This window comes from Streptomyces sp. NPDC056883, assembly GCF_042788835.1.
Lineage (GTDB): Bacteria > Actinomycetota > Actinomycetes > Streptomycetales > Streptomycetaceae > Streptomyces > Streptomyces stoeckheimensis.
On the sequence record NZ_JBHUBS010000028.1, the window covers coordinates 48,811 to 61,132 of the forward strand.

The 12,322-nt window shown below is 73.1% G+C and carries 15 protein-coding genes; 5 read left to right on the plus strand and 10 right to left on the minus strand.

Annotated features, from left to right (window positions below; genetic code table 11):
* Positions 1 to 108: 108 nt before the first annotated feature.
* From ACFRU2_RS38950 to ACFRU2_RS38960, 3 genes are all read left to right on the plus strand, one after another.
* Positions 109 to 342: a hypothetical protein gene (locus ACFRU2_RS38950; RefSeq protein ID WP_112453882.1), complete on the plus strand. Its 234-nt coding sequence runs from the start codon at positions 109 to 111 to the stop codon at positions 340 to 342.
* A 129-nt stretch (positions 343 to 471) separates the two neighbouring features.
* Entirely contained in the window at positions 472 to 1,269 is a 798-nt protein-coding gene (locus tag ACFRU2_RS38955) for an SURF1 family protein (protein ID WP_382981045.1), read from the plus strand.
* 10 nt (positions 1,270 to 1,279) lie between these two features.
* Positions 1,280 to 2,035, plus strand: a complete 756-nt coding sequence (locus tag ACFRU2_RS38960; RefSeq protein WP_382981046.1) for an SDR family oxidoreductase — start codon at positions 1,280 to 1,282, stop codon at positions 2,033 to 2,035.
* 21 nt (positions 2,036 to 2,056) lie between these two features.
* Here the strand turns inward: ACFRU2_RS38960 and ACFRU2_RS38965 are convergent, their stop codons facing one another.
* The 8 genes from ACFRU2_RS38965 to ACFRU2_RS39000 all read right to left on the minus strand — a co-directional run bounded on the left by ACFRU2_RS38965 (position 2,057) and on the right by ACFRU2_RS39000 (position 7,584).
* Positions 2,057 to 2,605 carry an alkaline shock response membrane anchor protein AmaP gene (locus ACFRU2_RS38965; protein WP_382981047.1) on the minus strand — a complete coding sequence of 183 codons (549 nt, stop codon included), beginning with the start codon at positions 2,603 to 2,605 and terminating at the stop codon, positions 2,057 to 2,059.
* Positions 2,602 to 3,132: a DUF6286 domain-containing protein gene (locus ACFRU2_RS38970; RefSeq protein WP_382981048.1), complete on the minus strand. Its 531-nt coding sequence runs from the start codon at positions 3,130 to 3,132 to the stop codon at positions 2,602 to 2,604. The genes ACFRU2_RS38965 and ACFRU2_RS38970 overlap by 4 nt, the downstream gene beginning before the upstream one ends.
* Positions 3,129 to 3,491: a hypothetical protein gene (locus ACFRU2_RS38975; protein WP_250742253.1), complete on the minus strand. Its 363-nt coding sequence runs from the start codon at positions 3,489 to 3,491 to the stop codon at positions 3,129 to 3,131. The genes ACFRU2_RS38970 and ACFRU2_RS38975 overlap by 4 nt, the downstream gene beginning before the upstream one ends.
* Positions 3,488 to 3,724 (minus strand): hypothetical protein, encoded by a 237-nt coding sequence (locus ACFRU2_RS38980; protein WP_382981049.1) that lies wholly within the window; start codon positions 3,722 to 3,724, stop codon positions 3,488 to 3,490. Before ACFRU2_RS38980 ends, ACFRU2_RS38975 begins: the two co-directional genes overlap by 4 nt.
* 10 nt (positions 3,725 to 3,734) lie before the next feature.
* On the minus strand, positions 3,735 to 4,172 hold the full coding sequence (locus tag ACFRU2_RS38985) for an Asp23/Gls24 family envelope stress response protein (protein ID WP_382981050.1): 438 nt from the start codon (positions 4,170 to 4,172) through the stop codon (positions 3,735 to 3,737).
* 290 nt (positions 4,173 to 4,462) lie between these two features.
* On the minus strand, positions 4,463 to 5,242 hold the full coding sequence (locus ACFRU2_RS38990; protein WP_382981051.1) for an enoyl-CoA hydratase/isomerase family protein: 780 nt from the start codon (positions 5,240 to 5,242) through the stop codon (positions 4,463 to 4,465).
* 169 nt (positions 5,243 to 5,411) lie between these two features.
* On the minus strand, positions 5,412 to 5,633 hold the full coding sequence (locus ACFRU2_RS38995; protein ID WP_204357858.1) for a helix-turn-helix domain-containing protein: 222 nt from the start codon (positions 5,631 to 5,633) through the stop codon (positions 5,412 to 5,414).
* A gap of 352 nt (positions 5,634 to 5,985) precedes the next feature.
* Positions 5,986 to 7,584, minus strand: coding sequence for an ABC-F family ATP-binding cassette domain-containing protein (locus ACFRU2_RS39000; RefSeq protein WP_250742257.1), 1,599 nt, complete (start codon positions 7,582 to 7,584; stop codon positions 5,986 to 5,988).
* Between the two features lie 287 nt (positions 7,585 to 7,871).
* Here ACFRU2_RS39000 and ACFRU2_RS39005 point away from each other — a divergent pair, with 287 nt between their 5' ends.
* Both ACFRU2_RS39005 and ACFRU2_RS39010 read left to right on the plus strand, forming a co-directional pair.
* A complete protein-coding gene (locus ACFRU2_RS39005; protein ID WP_382981052.1) occupies positions 7,872 to 8,762 on the plus strand; it encodes a neutral zinc metallopeptidase in 891 nt (296 codons plus the stop codon).
* Between the two features lie 70 nt (positions 8,763 to 8,832).
* Positions 8,833 to 9,228 (plus strand): VOC family protein, encoded by a 396-nt coding sequence (locus ACFRU2_RS39010; protein WP_382981053.1) that lies wholly within the window; start codon positions 8,833 to 8,835, stop codon positions 9,226 to 9,228.
* Positions 9,229 to 9,276: 48 nt separating this feature from the next.
* Here the strand turns inward: ACFRU2_RS39010 and ACFRU2_RS39015 are convergent, their stop codons facing one another.
* Both ACFRU2_RS39015 and ACFRU2_RS39020 read right to left on the minus strand, forming a co-directional pair.
* Complete coding sequence (locus ACFRU2_RS39015) at positions 9,277 to 10,770, minus strand: hypothetical protein (RefSeq protein WP_382981054.1); 1,494 nt, start codon at positions 10,768 to 10,770, stop codon at positions 9,277 to 9,279.
* Positions 10,771 to 10,923: 153 nt separating this feature from the next.
* Positions 10,924 to 12,075 (minus strand): alpha/beta hydrolase family protein, encoded by a 1,152-nt coding sequence (locus tag ACFRU2_RS39020; protein WP_382981055.1) that lies wholly within the window; start codon positions 12,073 to 12,075, stop codon positions 10,924 to 10,926.
* Between the last annotated feature and the right edge of the window lie 247 nt (positions 12,076 to 12,322).

The window sequence follows — 12,322 nt, forward strand, 5'->3', positions numbered from 1 at the left end:
GACCTTGGGCCGGACGTCAGGCCGGACGTTGGGCCGGCCGGGTGCACGCTCGGCGACTCACCCCGGTGGATCTTGTTCCGGCGGTCCGCCCTGCGCAGCATGCCGCGCATGGCACGTTGCGAAGTCTGCGGGAACGATTACGGCATGTCCTTCGAAGTACACGCACAGGGTGCTGTGCACGTCTTCGACTGCTTCTCCTGCGCCATTCACCGCATGGCGCCCATCTGCGAGCACTGCCGGGTCCAGATCATCGGGCAGGGCGTCGAGGTCGAAGGACAGTGGTTCTGCGGAGGGCACTGCGCCCGCGCGGAGGGGAAGGTGGGCATCACCGACCGCGTCTGATTCCCGTCCCGTCCTCCCCGAGTTCCCCCTCCTCCCCTCCTCTCCCCCAGCTCCTCCCCTCCCTCCGCCACGACCCCGGACGGCCACCCGGCCGCCGGGGTCCTCGCCGCTGGGGGTACCGTCGTGGGCGTGTACCGCTTTGTGCTGACCCGGCAGTGGGTGTGCCTCACCCTCATCGGCCTCGCCCTGATCCCCGCGATGATCAAGCTGGGGTTCTGGCAGTTCCACCGGCATGAGCACCGTGTCGCGCAGAACCAGCTGATCGACGCGAACCTGCGGGCGAAGCCGGTCCCCATGACCGAGGTCACCTCCCCCGGCCACGTGGTCCCGCGCGCCGACTACTGGCGTGCCGTGACCGCCACCGGTACGTACGACTCCGCGCACGAGGTCGTCGTGCGGATGCGCACCGACAACGACGACAAGGTCGGCTTCCACGTCCTGACCCCGCTGGTCCTCTCCGACGGCCGGGTGGTCCTGGTCAACCGGGGCTGGGTGCAGGGCGGCGACGACCCGCGCGCCTACCCGCCGGTGCCGGCCGCGCCCACCGGCGAGGTCACGGTCACCGGGCGGCTGAAGGCCGACGAGACCAGCGGCGGCAGCGGCATCAAGGACCGCAAGGGCCTGCCGGACCGCCAGGTGATGCTGATCAACAGCGCACAGCAGGCGCAGTACCTGGGCAAGCCCGTCCTCGGCGGCTACCTGGAACTCACCTCCCCGGTCCCGGCCGACGGCAAGCCCGAGGTGGTCGCCGAGCCCGACCACGACTCGATCGGGCCGCACATGGCGTACGCCATCCAGTGGTGGCTGTTCACCTTCGCGGTGCCGGTGGGCTGGATCGTGCTCGTACGGCGCGAGAAGCGCGACCGCGAGGCGGCGGCAGCCGCCGGGACCGCCGCTTCCGAGCGGGAGCCGGTGGCGACCGCGTAGCGTGTCGGGCATGGATCTTGGACTGAAGGACCGTGTCTACGTAGTCACCGGCGCCACCAGGGGCCTCGGCTACGCATCCGCCCGCGAACTCACCGCCGACGGCGCGAAGGTGGTGCTCACCGGCCGGGACGCCGCCCGCGCCGAGGCCGCGGCCAAGGCGCTGGGCCCGAACGCGGTCGGCGTGGCAGCCGACAACTCCGACCCCGGGGCCGCCGCGCGGCTCGTCGCCGCGGCCCGGGAACACTTCGGCCGCCTCGACGGCATCCTCATCAGCGTCGGTGGCCCGGCGCCCGGTTCGGCGGCGGACAACACCGACGAGCAGTGGGCGGCGGCCTTCGAGTCGGTCTTCCTCGGCGCGGTCCGCCTCGCGCGGGCGGCGGCCGCCGAGCTCTCCGACGGCGGGGTCATCGGCTTCGTCCTGTCGGGCTCCGTGCACGAGCCGATCCCGGGCCTCACCATCTCCAACGGACTGCGCCCCGGCCTGGCCGGCTTCGCGAAGTCCCTCTCCGTGGAGCTGGGCCCGCGCGGCATCCGGGTGGTCGGCCTGCTGCCCGCCCGCATCGACACCGACCGGGTCCGCGAGCTCGACGCCCTGTCCGGGGACGCGGACCTCGCGCGCACCCGCAACGAGGCGGGGATCCCGCTGCGGCGATACGGCACCCCGGAGGAGTTCGGCCGCTCGGCGGCGTTCCTGCTGTCCCCGGCGGCCTCCTACCTGACCGGCGTCATGCTCCCGGTGGACGGCGGCTCCCGGCACGGCTTCTGAGCCGTCCGCCCCGGCTCCGCCTCACGTCACCCGCCGCGCCCGGCGCGGGGTGACGTGGAGGCGGGCCTCCGCCGGGAGGGCCGGGAGCGCCGCCGAGGTGCGGGCCCGGCCCAGCACCGGTCCGGCGAGGGCCGCCAGTGCGTCGGCCGGCACCGCGTGCGGCTCCAGTTCCAGGGCGACCCGCAGGGCCGGGGCCCCGCGCCGCCCGCACAGGGTGACCCGGCACCGCGCCACGCCCTCCACGGCCTCCTGGACATCGGCCTCGACGGCCTCCTCCAGCGCCCGCCCGCGCAGCACGGCGAAGGCCCCGTCCCCGGTGTCCACGAGCACCGCCGCGAGCCGGGGCCGCCGCAGTTGGGACAGCAGCCACCACAGCGCCAGCAGGACGCACACCCCGAGCGCGGCGAGCACCGCCCACCAGGGCACCGGCCGGCCCGGACCGTGCGGGGCCAGCAGGGGTTCGTCGCGGCCTTCGAACGGCCCGGACGCGCTCAGCACCGATACCCCCGCCGCCAGCAGGACCAGCCCGAGCAGCCCGAGCAGGACCCGGTTCACCGTCCCGAGGGTCACCGCCGGTTCACCCGTACCCTCGGCCGTACCTCGCGGGCCAGGCCCAGCTCGTCGACGCCGACGGCCAGCACCGCGTCCAGATCGGCCCGTACGTCGTCCAGTTCGCGGAAGTGGGACACGGCCCGGACCCCGATGCGGGACCGGCCCACCCTGACCCGCACCGAGCGCACCCCGGACACCTCCATGACCCGGTCGCGCAGCACCTGCGCGGCGGCCTTGCGTTCCAGTCCGCCCCGGACCTCCGGGTGGCCGGAGGCCATGGGGAGGATTCCGCGCAGGCCCGGGGTGAGGGCGTACAGCAGCAGTGCTGCCCCGGCCGCGGCCAGGATCCCGCCGCCGAGCAGCACGCCGGGGTCGGCCGGGGTGTGCCGCTCCAGTGCGCGGGAGAGCTCGTCGCGCCAGCGCATGCCCGGGTGGTGCGCCCGTACGGCGGCCAGGTCGTACAGGAACAGCCCCGCCACGCCGAGGACGGCGAACGCCCCCACGGCGGCCGGCAGCCGCCGGGGCGACTGGAACCGGGCGCTCACCGGACCCGCCGGTCTCGTCCGGCGGCGGGCCGGGCGGGGCGCAGGTGCTCGATGTCGACGTCCACCTCGGGTACGGCCATCTCCGCGTACTCCTCCACGCGCCGGGCGACGCTGCGGCGCACGGCCGCGCACTGGGCGGCGAGGTCGGAGGGGTAGGGGAGCTCCAGGACCACCCGTACGCGGGCGATGTCGTGGTGCACGGTGACGGTGGCGTGCGGCGGGGCCGCGTCCGGAGCGGGCCGGGTCAGGGCCTCGCGGGCGGCCCGGGCGGCGATCTTCGCGACGACCCGGTCGGCGATCCGGGTGGCGCCCCGCTCGGCGGCGGGCACCCGGGGCGGGGTGGGGCGGGGGGTGCTCATCGGTCCCGGTCTCGGTCGTGGTCGCGGCTCCGGTTACGCTCCCGGTCCCGGTCGCCGGGGCGGCCCCTGGGGCGGAAGAAGTCCCCGGGTTCCAGGTCCCCGTCGAGGAACCGGCCCACGACGAAGCCGATGGCGCCGAGGGCGGCCACCAGCAGGAAGGCCCCGAACCCGCCGAAGTACCCGGCGAACCCCAGTGCCATGCCGGCCACCAGGCCGACGACCGCCATGCTCATGCGGGCTCCTCTACTGCAGTCGGGACTCCGGCTCCTCGTCGTCCTCGTCCGGCAGTTTGACGTCGCTGACCGCGATGTTGACCTCGACGACCTCGAGGCCGGTCATCCGCTCCACCGCCGAGACGACGTTCTCACGGACGGCCCGGGCCACGTCCCTGATCGACACGCCGTAATCCACGACGATCTCCAGGTCGAGGGCGGTCTGCACCTCGCCGACCTCCGCCTTCACGCCCCGGCTGACGGTGGACTTGGCCCCGCCGGGGACGCGGTCGCGGACGGCTCCGAAGGTACGGGAGAGGCCGCTGCCGCTGCCCATGGCGTGGACGCCGGGCACCTCGCGGGCGGCCAGACCGGCGATCTTCTCGACCACGCCGTCGGCGATGCTCGTGCGGCCGCGGTCGGCGGGGGGTTTGGCGGTGCTGCCGCCGCCCGGGGCGGATTCGGTCATGGCGGATCCCTTCGCACGGTGGGCTCCCGACCACGGTAAGTCGGGACCGCTTCCGCTGCCCGCCCCGACGCGACCGCCCGGGTGGCGACCCTGCGGGGCGAAGTCCCCTACCCGCCCTTCGCCCGTTCCCCGGGCGCTGCCCGGACCCGCCCTGGGGCTCCGCCCCAGACCCCGGTCCTCAAACGCCGGACGGCTGAAAAGGCCAAACCCCGGGGCCGGCCAAAATCCAGCCCCTCCGGCGTTTGAGGAGCGGGGGTCCGGGGGCTGGTCCCCGTGCCGCGGCGGCGCGGCTAGTCGGAGAGGCCCGCCAGGTCCCGCAGGCGGCGGGCCTGGGCCGCACGCTCCGCGACCCGCTGGTCGTCGTACGCCCGGGTCGTCGCGCCGCGCAGCAGCGCCTTCGTCTCGACCACCGCATCCCGCGGCGGAGCCAGCAGCGCGGTGGTGAGGTCCTGGACGGCCGCGTCGAGCTCACCCGCGGGGACGACCAGGTTCGCGAGGCCGATCCGTTCGGCCTCCTCGGCGTGGACGAAGCGTCCCGTCGCGCAGATTTCGAGCGCGCGGGCATAGCCGACCGTCGAGGTCAGCGGCTGGGTGCCGCCGAGGTCGGGCACCAGGCCCAGCCCGGTCTCGCGCATGGCGAACTGCACGTCGTCCGCGACGACGCGCAGATCGCACGCGAGGGCAAGCTGGAAACCGGCACCGATCGCGTGCCCCTGAACGGCGGCGACGGAGATGATGTCGTTGCGCCGCCACCAGGTGAACGCCTCCTGGTACTCGGCGATGGTGGAGTCGAGCAGTTCCTCCGAACCGCGCGCCAGGTCAAGGAAGGACGGCTCGCCCTCGAAGCCTTCGGGGGTGAACGCCTGCCGGTCGAGCCCTGCGGAGAAGGACTGCCCTTCGCCGCGCAGCACGACGACCCGGACGGTGCCCGGCAACGACCTTCCAGCCTCCGTCAACGCCCGCCAGAGCGCGGGGGATTGAGCGTTTCGTTTGGCCGGATTGGTCAGTGTCACCGTGGCGACCGTGTCGTCGACGGTGAGCCGTACGCCGTCCTTGTCGAGCAGAGCCATCTGTGTGCCTCCGGTGTTGTGCCGTCGTTCGGCCGCGATCTCGGCCTAAGTGACTGCACAGTAACCACCCAGCCGGCCATGGAGCCGACCGGGGGTCACCGAAGGACGGTGGAACTGGAACCGTGAAGCTGAATACGGAAAACCGTTGGAACCAAGGGGAACCAAATGGTCAGGCCGTAGCCGCCTTCTTGCCGCGCGTCGCGCCTCCGCGACCACGCAGCGTGACTCCGGACTCGCTGAGCATCCGATGGACGAATCCGTAGGACCGGCCAGTCGATTCGGCCAGCGCCCGGATACTCGCACCGGAGTCGTACTGCTTCTTCAGGTCTGCCGCGAGCTTGTCGCGCGCGGCGCCGGTTACCCGGCTGCCCTTCTTCAGAGTTTCGGCCACCCGTGCCTCCTCATGGGAAGTGCGCTCTGGACTTCTCATGATCACCCCTCCCCGGCTTCCTGGCCACCCATTCAGCAAGGTCGGTACGGCGGCATTTCTTCGGCCGTGGACACACGAGCAGAACGGAATCTTCTCTTCCGCTGCATGACCTCCGTCACATTTCCGCTCCCCCGGTGTGAATCACCAGGTCAGGGGCCGGAGCGCACAAACGGAAGGCCCCGGCCGCACATCCTGGGAGATGCGGCCGGGGCCTTCGTCGAGCACGGAGCGGTATGAGACCGTCTCACTCAGATGATGGATCACGCCTGAGCCGAATGATCCATAAGCGAAGGATCACGGAAGCGGAAGCGCCTCAGGCGAGCGCCACCAGGTCCCGGTAGTCCGGACCCCAGAGGTCCTCGACGCCGTCCGGGAGCAGGATGATCCGCTCCGGCTCCAGCGCCTCGACCGCGCCCTCGTCGTGGGTGACGAGGATGACGGCGCCCTTGTACGTGCGCAGGGCGCCCAGGATCTCCTCGCGGCTGGCCGGGTCGAGGTTGTTGGTGGGCTCGTCGAGCAGCAGCACGTTGGCCGAGGAGACGACCAGCGTCGCCAGGGCCAGGCGGGTCTTCTCGCCGCCGGACAGGACGCCCGCGGGCTTGTCCACGTCGTCGCCGGAGAAGAGGAACGAGCCCAGCGTCTTGCGTACGGAGACCAGGTCCAGGTCGGGCGCCGAGGAGCGCATGTTCTCCAGCACCGAGCGCTCCGGGTCCAGGGTCTCGTGCTCCTGGGCGTAGTAGCCGAGCTTGAGGCCGTGGCCGGGGACGACCGTGCCGGTGTCGGGCTTCTCGGTGCCCGACAGCAGGCGCAGCAGCGTGGTCTTGCCCGCGCCGTTGAGGCCGAGGATGACCACGCGGGAGCCCTTGTCGATGGCCAGGTCGACGTCGGTGAAGATCTCCAGCGAGCCGTAGGACTTCGACAGGCCCTCGGCGGTCAGCGGGGTCTTGCCGCAGGGCGCCGGGTCCGGGAAGCGCAGCTTGGCGACCTTGTCGGAGACGCGGACGGCGTCGAGGCCGGCCAGCAGGCGGTCGGCGCGCTTGGCCATGTTCTGGGCGGCGACCGTCTTCGTGGCCTTGGCGCGCATCTTGTCGGCCTGCGAGTTCAGCGCCGCGGCCTTCTTCTCGGCGTTCTGGCGCTCGCGCTTGCGGCGCTTCTCGTCGGCCTCGCGCTGCTGCTGGTAGAGCTTCCAGCCCATGTTGTAGACGTCGATCTGGGCGCGGTTGGCGTCCAGGTAGAACACCTTGTTGACGACCGTCTCGACCAGGTCCACGTCGTGGGAGATCACGATGAAGCCACCGCGGTAGGTCTTCAGGTAGTCGCGCAGCCACACGATCGAGTCGGCGTCGAGGTGGTTGGTCGGCTCGTCGAGGAGGAGGGTGTCGGCGTCCGAGAACAGGATGCGGGCGAGCTCCACGCGGCGGCGCTGACCACCGGAGAGGGTGTGCAGCGGCTGGCCGAGGACCCGGTCGGGCAGGCCGAGGGCGGCGGAGATGGTCGCGGCCTCGGACTCGGCGGCGTACCCGCCCTTGGTGAGGAACTCGGTCTCCTGGCGCTCGTACTGGCGCAGCGCCTTCTCGCGGGTGGCGCCGGAGCCGGAGGAGATGCGCTCCTCGTTCATCCGCATCTTCTTGAGCAGCACGTCCAGGCCGCGCGCGGACAGGATCCGGTCGCTGGCCAGCACGTCGAGGTCGCCGGTGCGCGGGTCCTGCGGGAGGTAGCCGACCTCGCCCGAGCGGGCGATGCTGCCGCCGGCCGGCGTGCCCTCGCCCGCGAGGCACTTGGTGAGGGTGGTCTTGCCGGCTCCGTTGCGGCCGACGAGGCCGATGCGGTCGCCCTTGGCGACGCGGAAGGAGGCGTTCTCGATGAGGATGCGGGCGCCGGCGCGCAGCTCGATGCCGGTGGCGGTGATCACGGAAATACTCCAGGGCGGGTCGGGACGGCGGAAGGGGGGCAGGACGCGATGCTTCGACGCCGCTAATCCGCGAGGAGATTTGCCATGGGAGTCATTCTACCGGGGGTGCGCAACTACTTTCGGGCCCGCCCGCCCCTCCCGGGACCCGCAGCGCCCGCACCGCCGCGTCCCCCGTTCGGCCCAGGGAACACGCCTCCGGGCCGCGGGGCGTATGAGGATGAACGGGTTGATACTCGCCGCAGGGGCGTACACGTACCCCCCTTGGTAGGAATGGAGGGCGGTGCGGGATGCAGTTCGACGACAACGCCAATCTGGACACTTCCGAGGTCAAGGACGTACGCGGCAGCCGCATCCCGGGCGGGAAGGCCACGGTCGGCGGCGGCATCATCGGGCTCATCGCGCTGATCATGGGTCTGCTGTTCGGGGTGGGCCCGGAGCAGCTGGGCCTGTCCGACGGAAGTCCCGAGCCCGCGGCGACCTCCTCCTCCGCCGCCCAGGTGCAGCAGAGCTGCAAGACCGGCGCGGACGCGAACTCCAAGGAGGACTGCCGGCTGGTGGCGGTGATCAACAGCACCCAGGACTTCTGGAAGCAGGAGTTCGCCAGGCGCGGCGCCCAGTACACCCCGGCGCAGACGGTGTTCTTCACCGGCAAGGTGGGCACCGCCTGCGGGGCGGCCACCTCGGCGGTCGGCCCGTTCTACTGCCCCGGTGACCGGCAGGTCTATCTGGACCTGGGCTTCTTCAACGAGCTGCGCACCAAGTTCGGCGCGAGCGGCGGCCCGTTCGCCCAGGCGTACGTGGTGGCCCACGAGTACGGCCACCACATCCAGAACCTGACCGGCACCCTGCAGAAGGCCCAGGACGGCCGGCAGGGTGCGAACAGCAACGCGGTACGGGTCGAGCTGCAGGCCGACTGCTACGCCGGCGTCTGGGCCCACAACGCGACGAAGACCCCGGACGAGTCCACGGGCAAGCCCCTGATCACGAGCCTCACCGACCAGGACATCCGGGACGGCCTGGACGCGGCGGCCGCGGTCGGCGACGACCGGATCCAGGAGAAGTTCCAGGGCCGGGTGTCCCCGGAGTCCTGGACGCACGGCTCGGCCGAGCAGCGTCAGCAGTGGTTCTACCAGGGCTACCGCACGGGCGACATGGCCCAGTGCAACACCTTCCGCTGAGTGTCGGCGGTGCCTGTCATGCTGTGACGTGGATCACCATCCATCCACGGCACGAGAGGGAGTGATCGTCATGGCAGGCGTTCCGTCCATCTGTCCGACCCTGCTGTACACCGATGCCAAGGCCGCCATCCAACTGCTCACGGAAGCCTTCGGTTTCACCCAGGTCGCGGCGTACGAGGGTGAGGACGGCGCGGTGGCGCACGCCGAGCTGTCCTACGGGAACGGCATGCTGATGCTCGGCAGCAAGGGCACCGGCAGCGCCTTCGACAAGGCGATGGAGTCGGCCGGCCCGACCGGGGTCTACGTACTGGTCGACGACGTGGACGCGCACCACCGCCGGGCCGCCGAGCACGGCGTGGAGATCCTGATGGAGCCGACCGACCAGGACTACGGCTCGCGGGACTACATGGCCCGCGACGCCGAGGGCAACGTGTGGAGCTTCGGGACGTACGCGCCGCAGGTCTGACCGAAGTCCCGGCGGCGCGTACGGCGCCCGTACGGGGCGCTGGACGGCCTAGGCGCCGCCGGTGTGCACCTGGAAGGCGGCCCGGCGCACCGCCTTGGCCAGGGCGGGATCGGGATGGGCGGCGGCGAGCGCGACCAGCACCTGCACGGTGCGGGGGTGCCCGACCGCGCGGACCTCGTCCAGCAGCCGCGGAACCGTGGTCCGTACCGCCGAGTCCAGGTGGCGTGCGAGCAGCTCGGCCTCGCCGTGGTCGGCGATGGCGGCCGCGGTGTCCACCCAGAGCCAGGTCTGCTCCTCGGCGGTGAGCACGTCCTGCGCCTCGTCGGGGTCGACCCCGTCGTGCTCGGCGAGCCAGAGCAGGGCGTAGGGGCGCAGCGCGGCCTCGCGGGTGGCCTTGCGCACCTCCGGCTCGGCGGGGGCTCCGACCACGCGCAGGGCCTCGAAGGCGAGCCCGCGCAGCAGGGCGTCCTCGCCGCGGGCCGCGAGCAGGAGCTCGGAGACCGCGTGGCCGACGGGCCGGGCGGCCAGCCAGGCCTGGTACTCGGCGCGGGCCGGGCCCGGGGTGAGCCGTGCGCAGCCGTGGAGCATGGCGGCGGCGGACTGCTCGATGTTCCCGGCCGGGCTCTGCGCGGCGACGCAGATCTGCTCCAGCTTGACCCACACGGCCCAGCTCCCGAGCGGGGTGAGGGAGGCCCGGGCGGGGCCGAGGGTGACGGCGTCCACGGCGGCGAGCCCGCCGAGCGCCCAGCGCAGCAGCCGGGCGAGCGGGACGGGCGGCGCGGCGGGTGCGGGATCGGACGGCGCGGAGTCGGTCCGTGCGGGATCGGCCGGCGCGGCGTCCGTCGGCGCGGAGCCCGTCGGGCCCGCGGACGGGGACTCCGCCTGCGCGGTGGACTCGTAGGGGACCTCGCACCGCTCGTCGCGCAGTTCCTCGACGCGCTGCCGGAGCAGGTCCAGCAGATCGGGGACGGTCACGGGACCGGCGGAGAGCTGGAGCAGGGAGAGGAGTTGGGGCATGGCCTCGACCACTTCGGCGACGACCGCGGGGGCGATGTCGGCGGGGGCCGGGTGCACCAGTGACCACGCGTCGAAGAGCGCGACCCAGCCGCGCAGGACGGCGGTGTCGTCGCGGTCCCAGGCGCGCAGGCGCCAGCCCGGACGGGCGTGCCCGCCGTGCATCTCGATGAGGCCGGCGAGCCGGGCGCGGTCCCAGCCGACGCGGATCTGGCCCGGTGTCAGGCTCAGCTGGGCGGCGGCGCGTTCGGTGTCGGCGGCGGTCAGGGCGCCCGCAGGGGCGGGCCCGGCACCGTCCGCGCCACCGAGGTGGAGCTCGGCCCAGCGGGCGAGCCGCACCGCGTCGGCGAGGGAGGCGCGGGCCCTGTTCGCGAGGTCGGCCGTGGCGGGAGTACCCGCCGGAGGCCGCGGGGCGGTCCGGGTGCGCCGGTCGGTCACCGCCTTGCGGGCCGTGGCCACGGACCGCGGGGCGACGAGTCGGAGTCTGGAGTCGCGAGCCAACTGCTCATCAGGCTTTCGGGACGTCACGTGAGCAGTCTCGCCCGTCACTGGCCGAAAGCCCAAACGGAACCAGCCATTGCCACAAGACCCTCAGGGGTCATAACGGGACAATCCACCCTCCCTGTCCCGTCCGCCCCGCACTCTTCGGACAGCTCGCCCGACGGTCCGTCACCCGGCGCTTCACATGAGAGGGGTCAGGAAGCGGCGCAGCGCCTCTTCATAGGGGGCCGGGTCCGCGTTCCACATGGCTCCGTGGGCCGCGTCGGAAACGGAGTGCAGGGTGACGAGGTCGGGGCGGGCCGCGGCGAGCCTGCGGGAGGGCTCCCAGGGGGCGAGTGCGTCGTCGGGGCCGTGGAAGATCAGGACGGGGACCTTCAGCGCCGCCGGATCCGACCCCGGAGCCCGCCGGTCGGCGCGCAGGCCCGCACGGCCCTCGGCCGCCTTGACGGCGAACGGGAGCAGGGGGGCCGGGGTGCGGCGCGCGGCGGCGAGGGCGCGCAGGGTGGCGTGCCAGTCCAGTACGGGCGAGTCGAGGACCAGCCCGGAGATCCGGTCGGCCAGCGCCGAGCGCTCCACGGCGTGCAGGGCCATGGTGGCGCCGGTCGACCAGCCGTGCAGGACCACGCGGCGGGCGCCGTAGCGCAGGGCGTAGCGGATGGCGGCGTCGAGATCGCGCCATTCGGACTCGCCGAGGTGGCCGAGGCCGTCCGGGGACTCGGGGGCGCCGAGGTCGCCCCGGTACCCGAGGTCCAGGACGGGGAGCTTGTTGCGGTGGAGGAAGGGCATGACCACCATCGGGTGCTCGCGGGTGGCCCCGAGCCCGTGGACGGTGATCACCCAGGTGTCGCGGGCCCCGGGCACGAACCAGGCGGGCAGTGCGCCGAGCTCGCCGGGGACGTCCACGTCGGCGTGGTCCAGCCCGAGGGCGGTACCGGGGTTGCCCAGGTGGACCTGGGGGGTGAGGGTGACGCGGGTTCCGGGGTCGAGGCTGCCGTGGGTGACGGCGACGAGCCGGCGCACCACCGTGTCGGGGCCGTGCGGGGCGTCGGGGAGGACGGACCCGACCACGGCGTGCACTCCGGGGGCGGTGAGCCCGTAGGTGCCGGGGCGCAGGGAGGCCAGCGAACGGGTCAGCTCGACCCGGCCGGCCGCGGTGGAGTGGACGGTGAGGCGGGGGCTCCCCGGGAGCGGGCGGCCGGGCTCGGTCCGCAGGGCCGCGTCGGCGGCGTACCGGCCGGCGAGCGCGGCGGCCGTGACGGCGGTGACGGCGGCCGCGCCGGCGCCGAGCAGGGTCGTGGTGACGGCGGCTGCCGTCGCGGTAGCGGTACGCACCGCTCCAGTGTCGAGGCGGACGGGGCGGCGGGCCACCGGAGGGAATCGTTCCACCCGGAGGCCGGGAGGGGTGGAACGGGAGGTGATCTAGGTCTCTTCGGGGGGCCCGGGCGATCGGGAGCGGCTACCGGAAGTCCCTCCCCGAAATGTGCGGACACCCCGCCGTGACATGCATTAATCGACATATCAACGCCCCTCCCGGGACGAAGGTCCCGATCGGGTGCCGTGTCGATACACCACATGAACC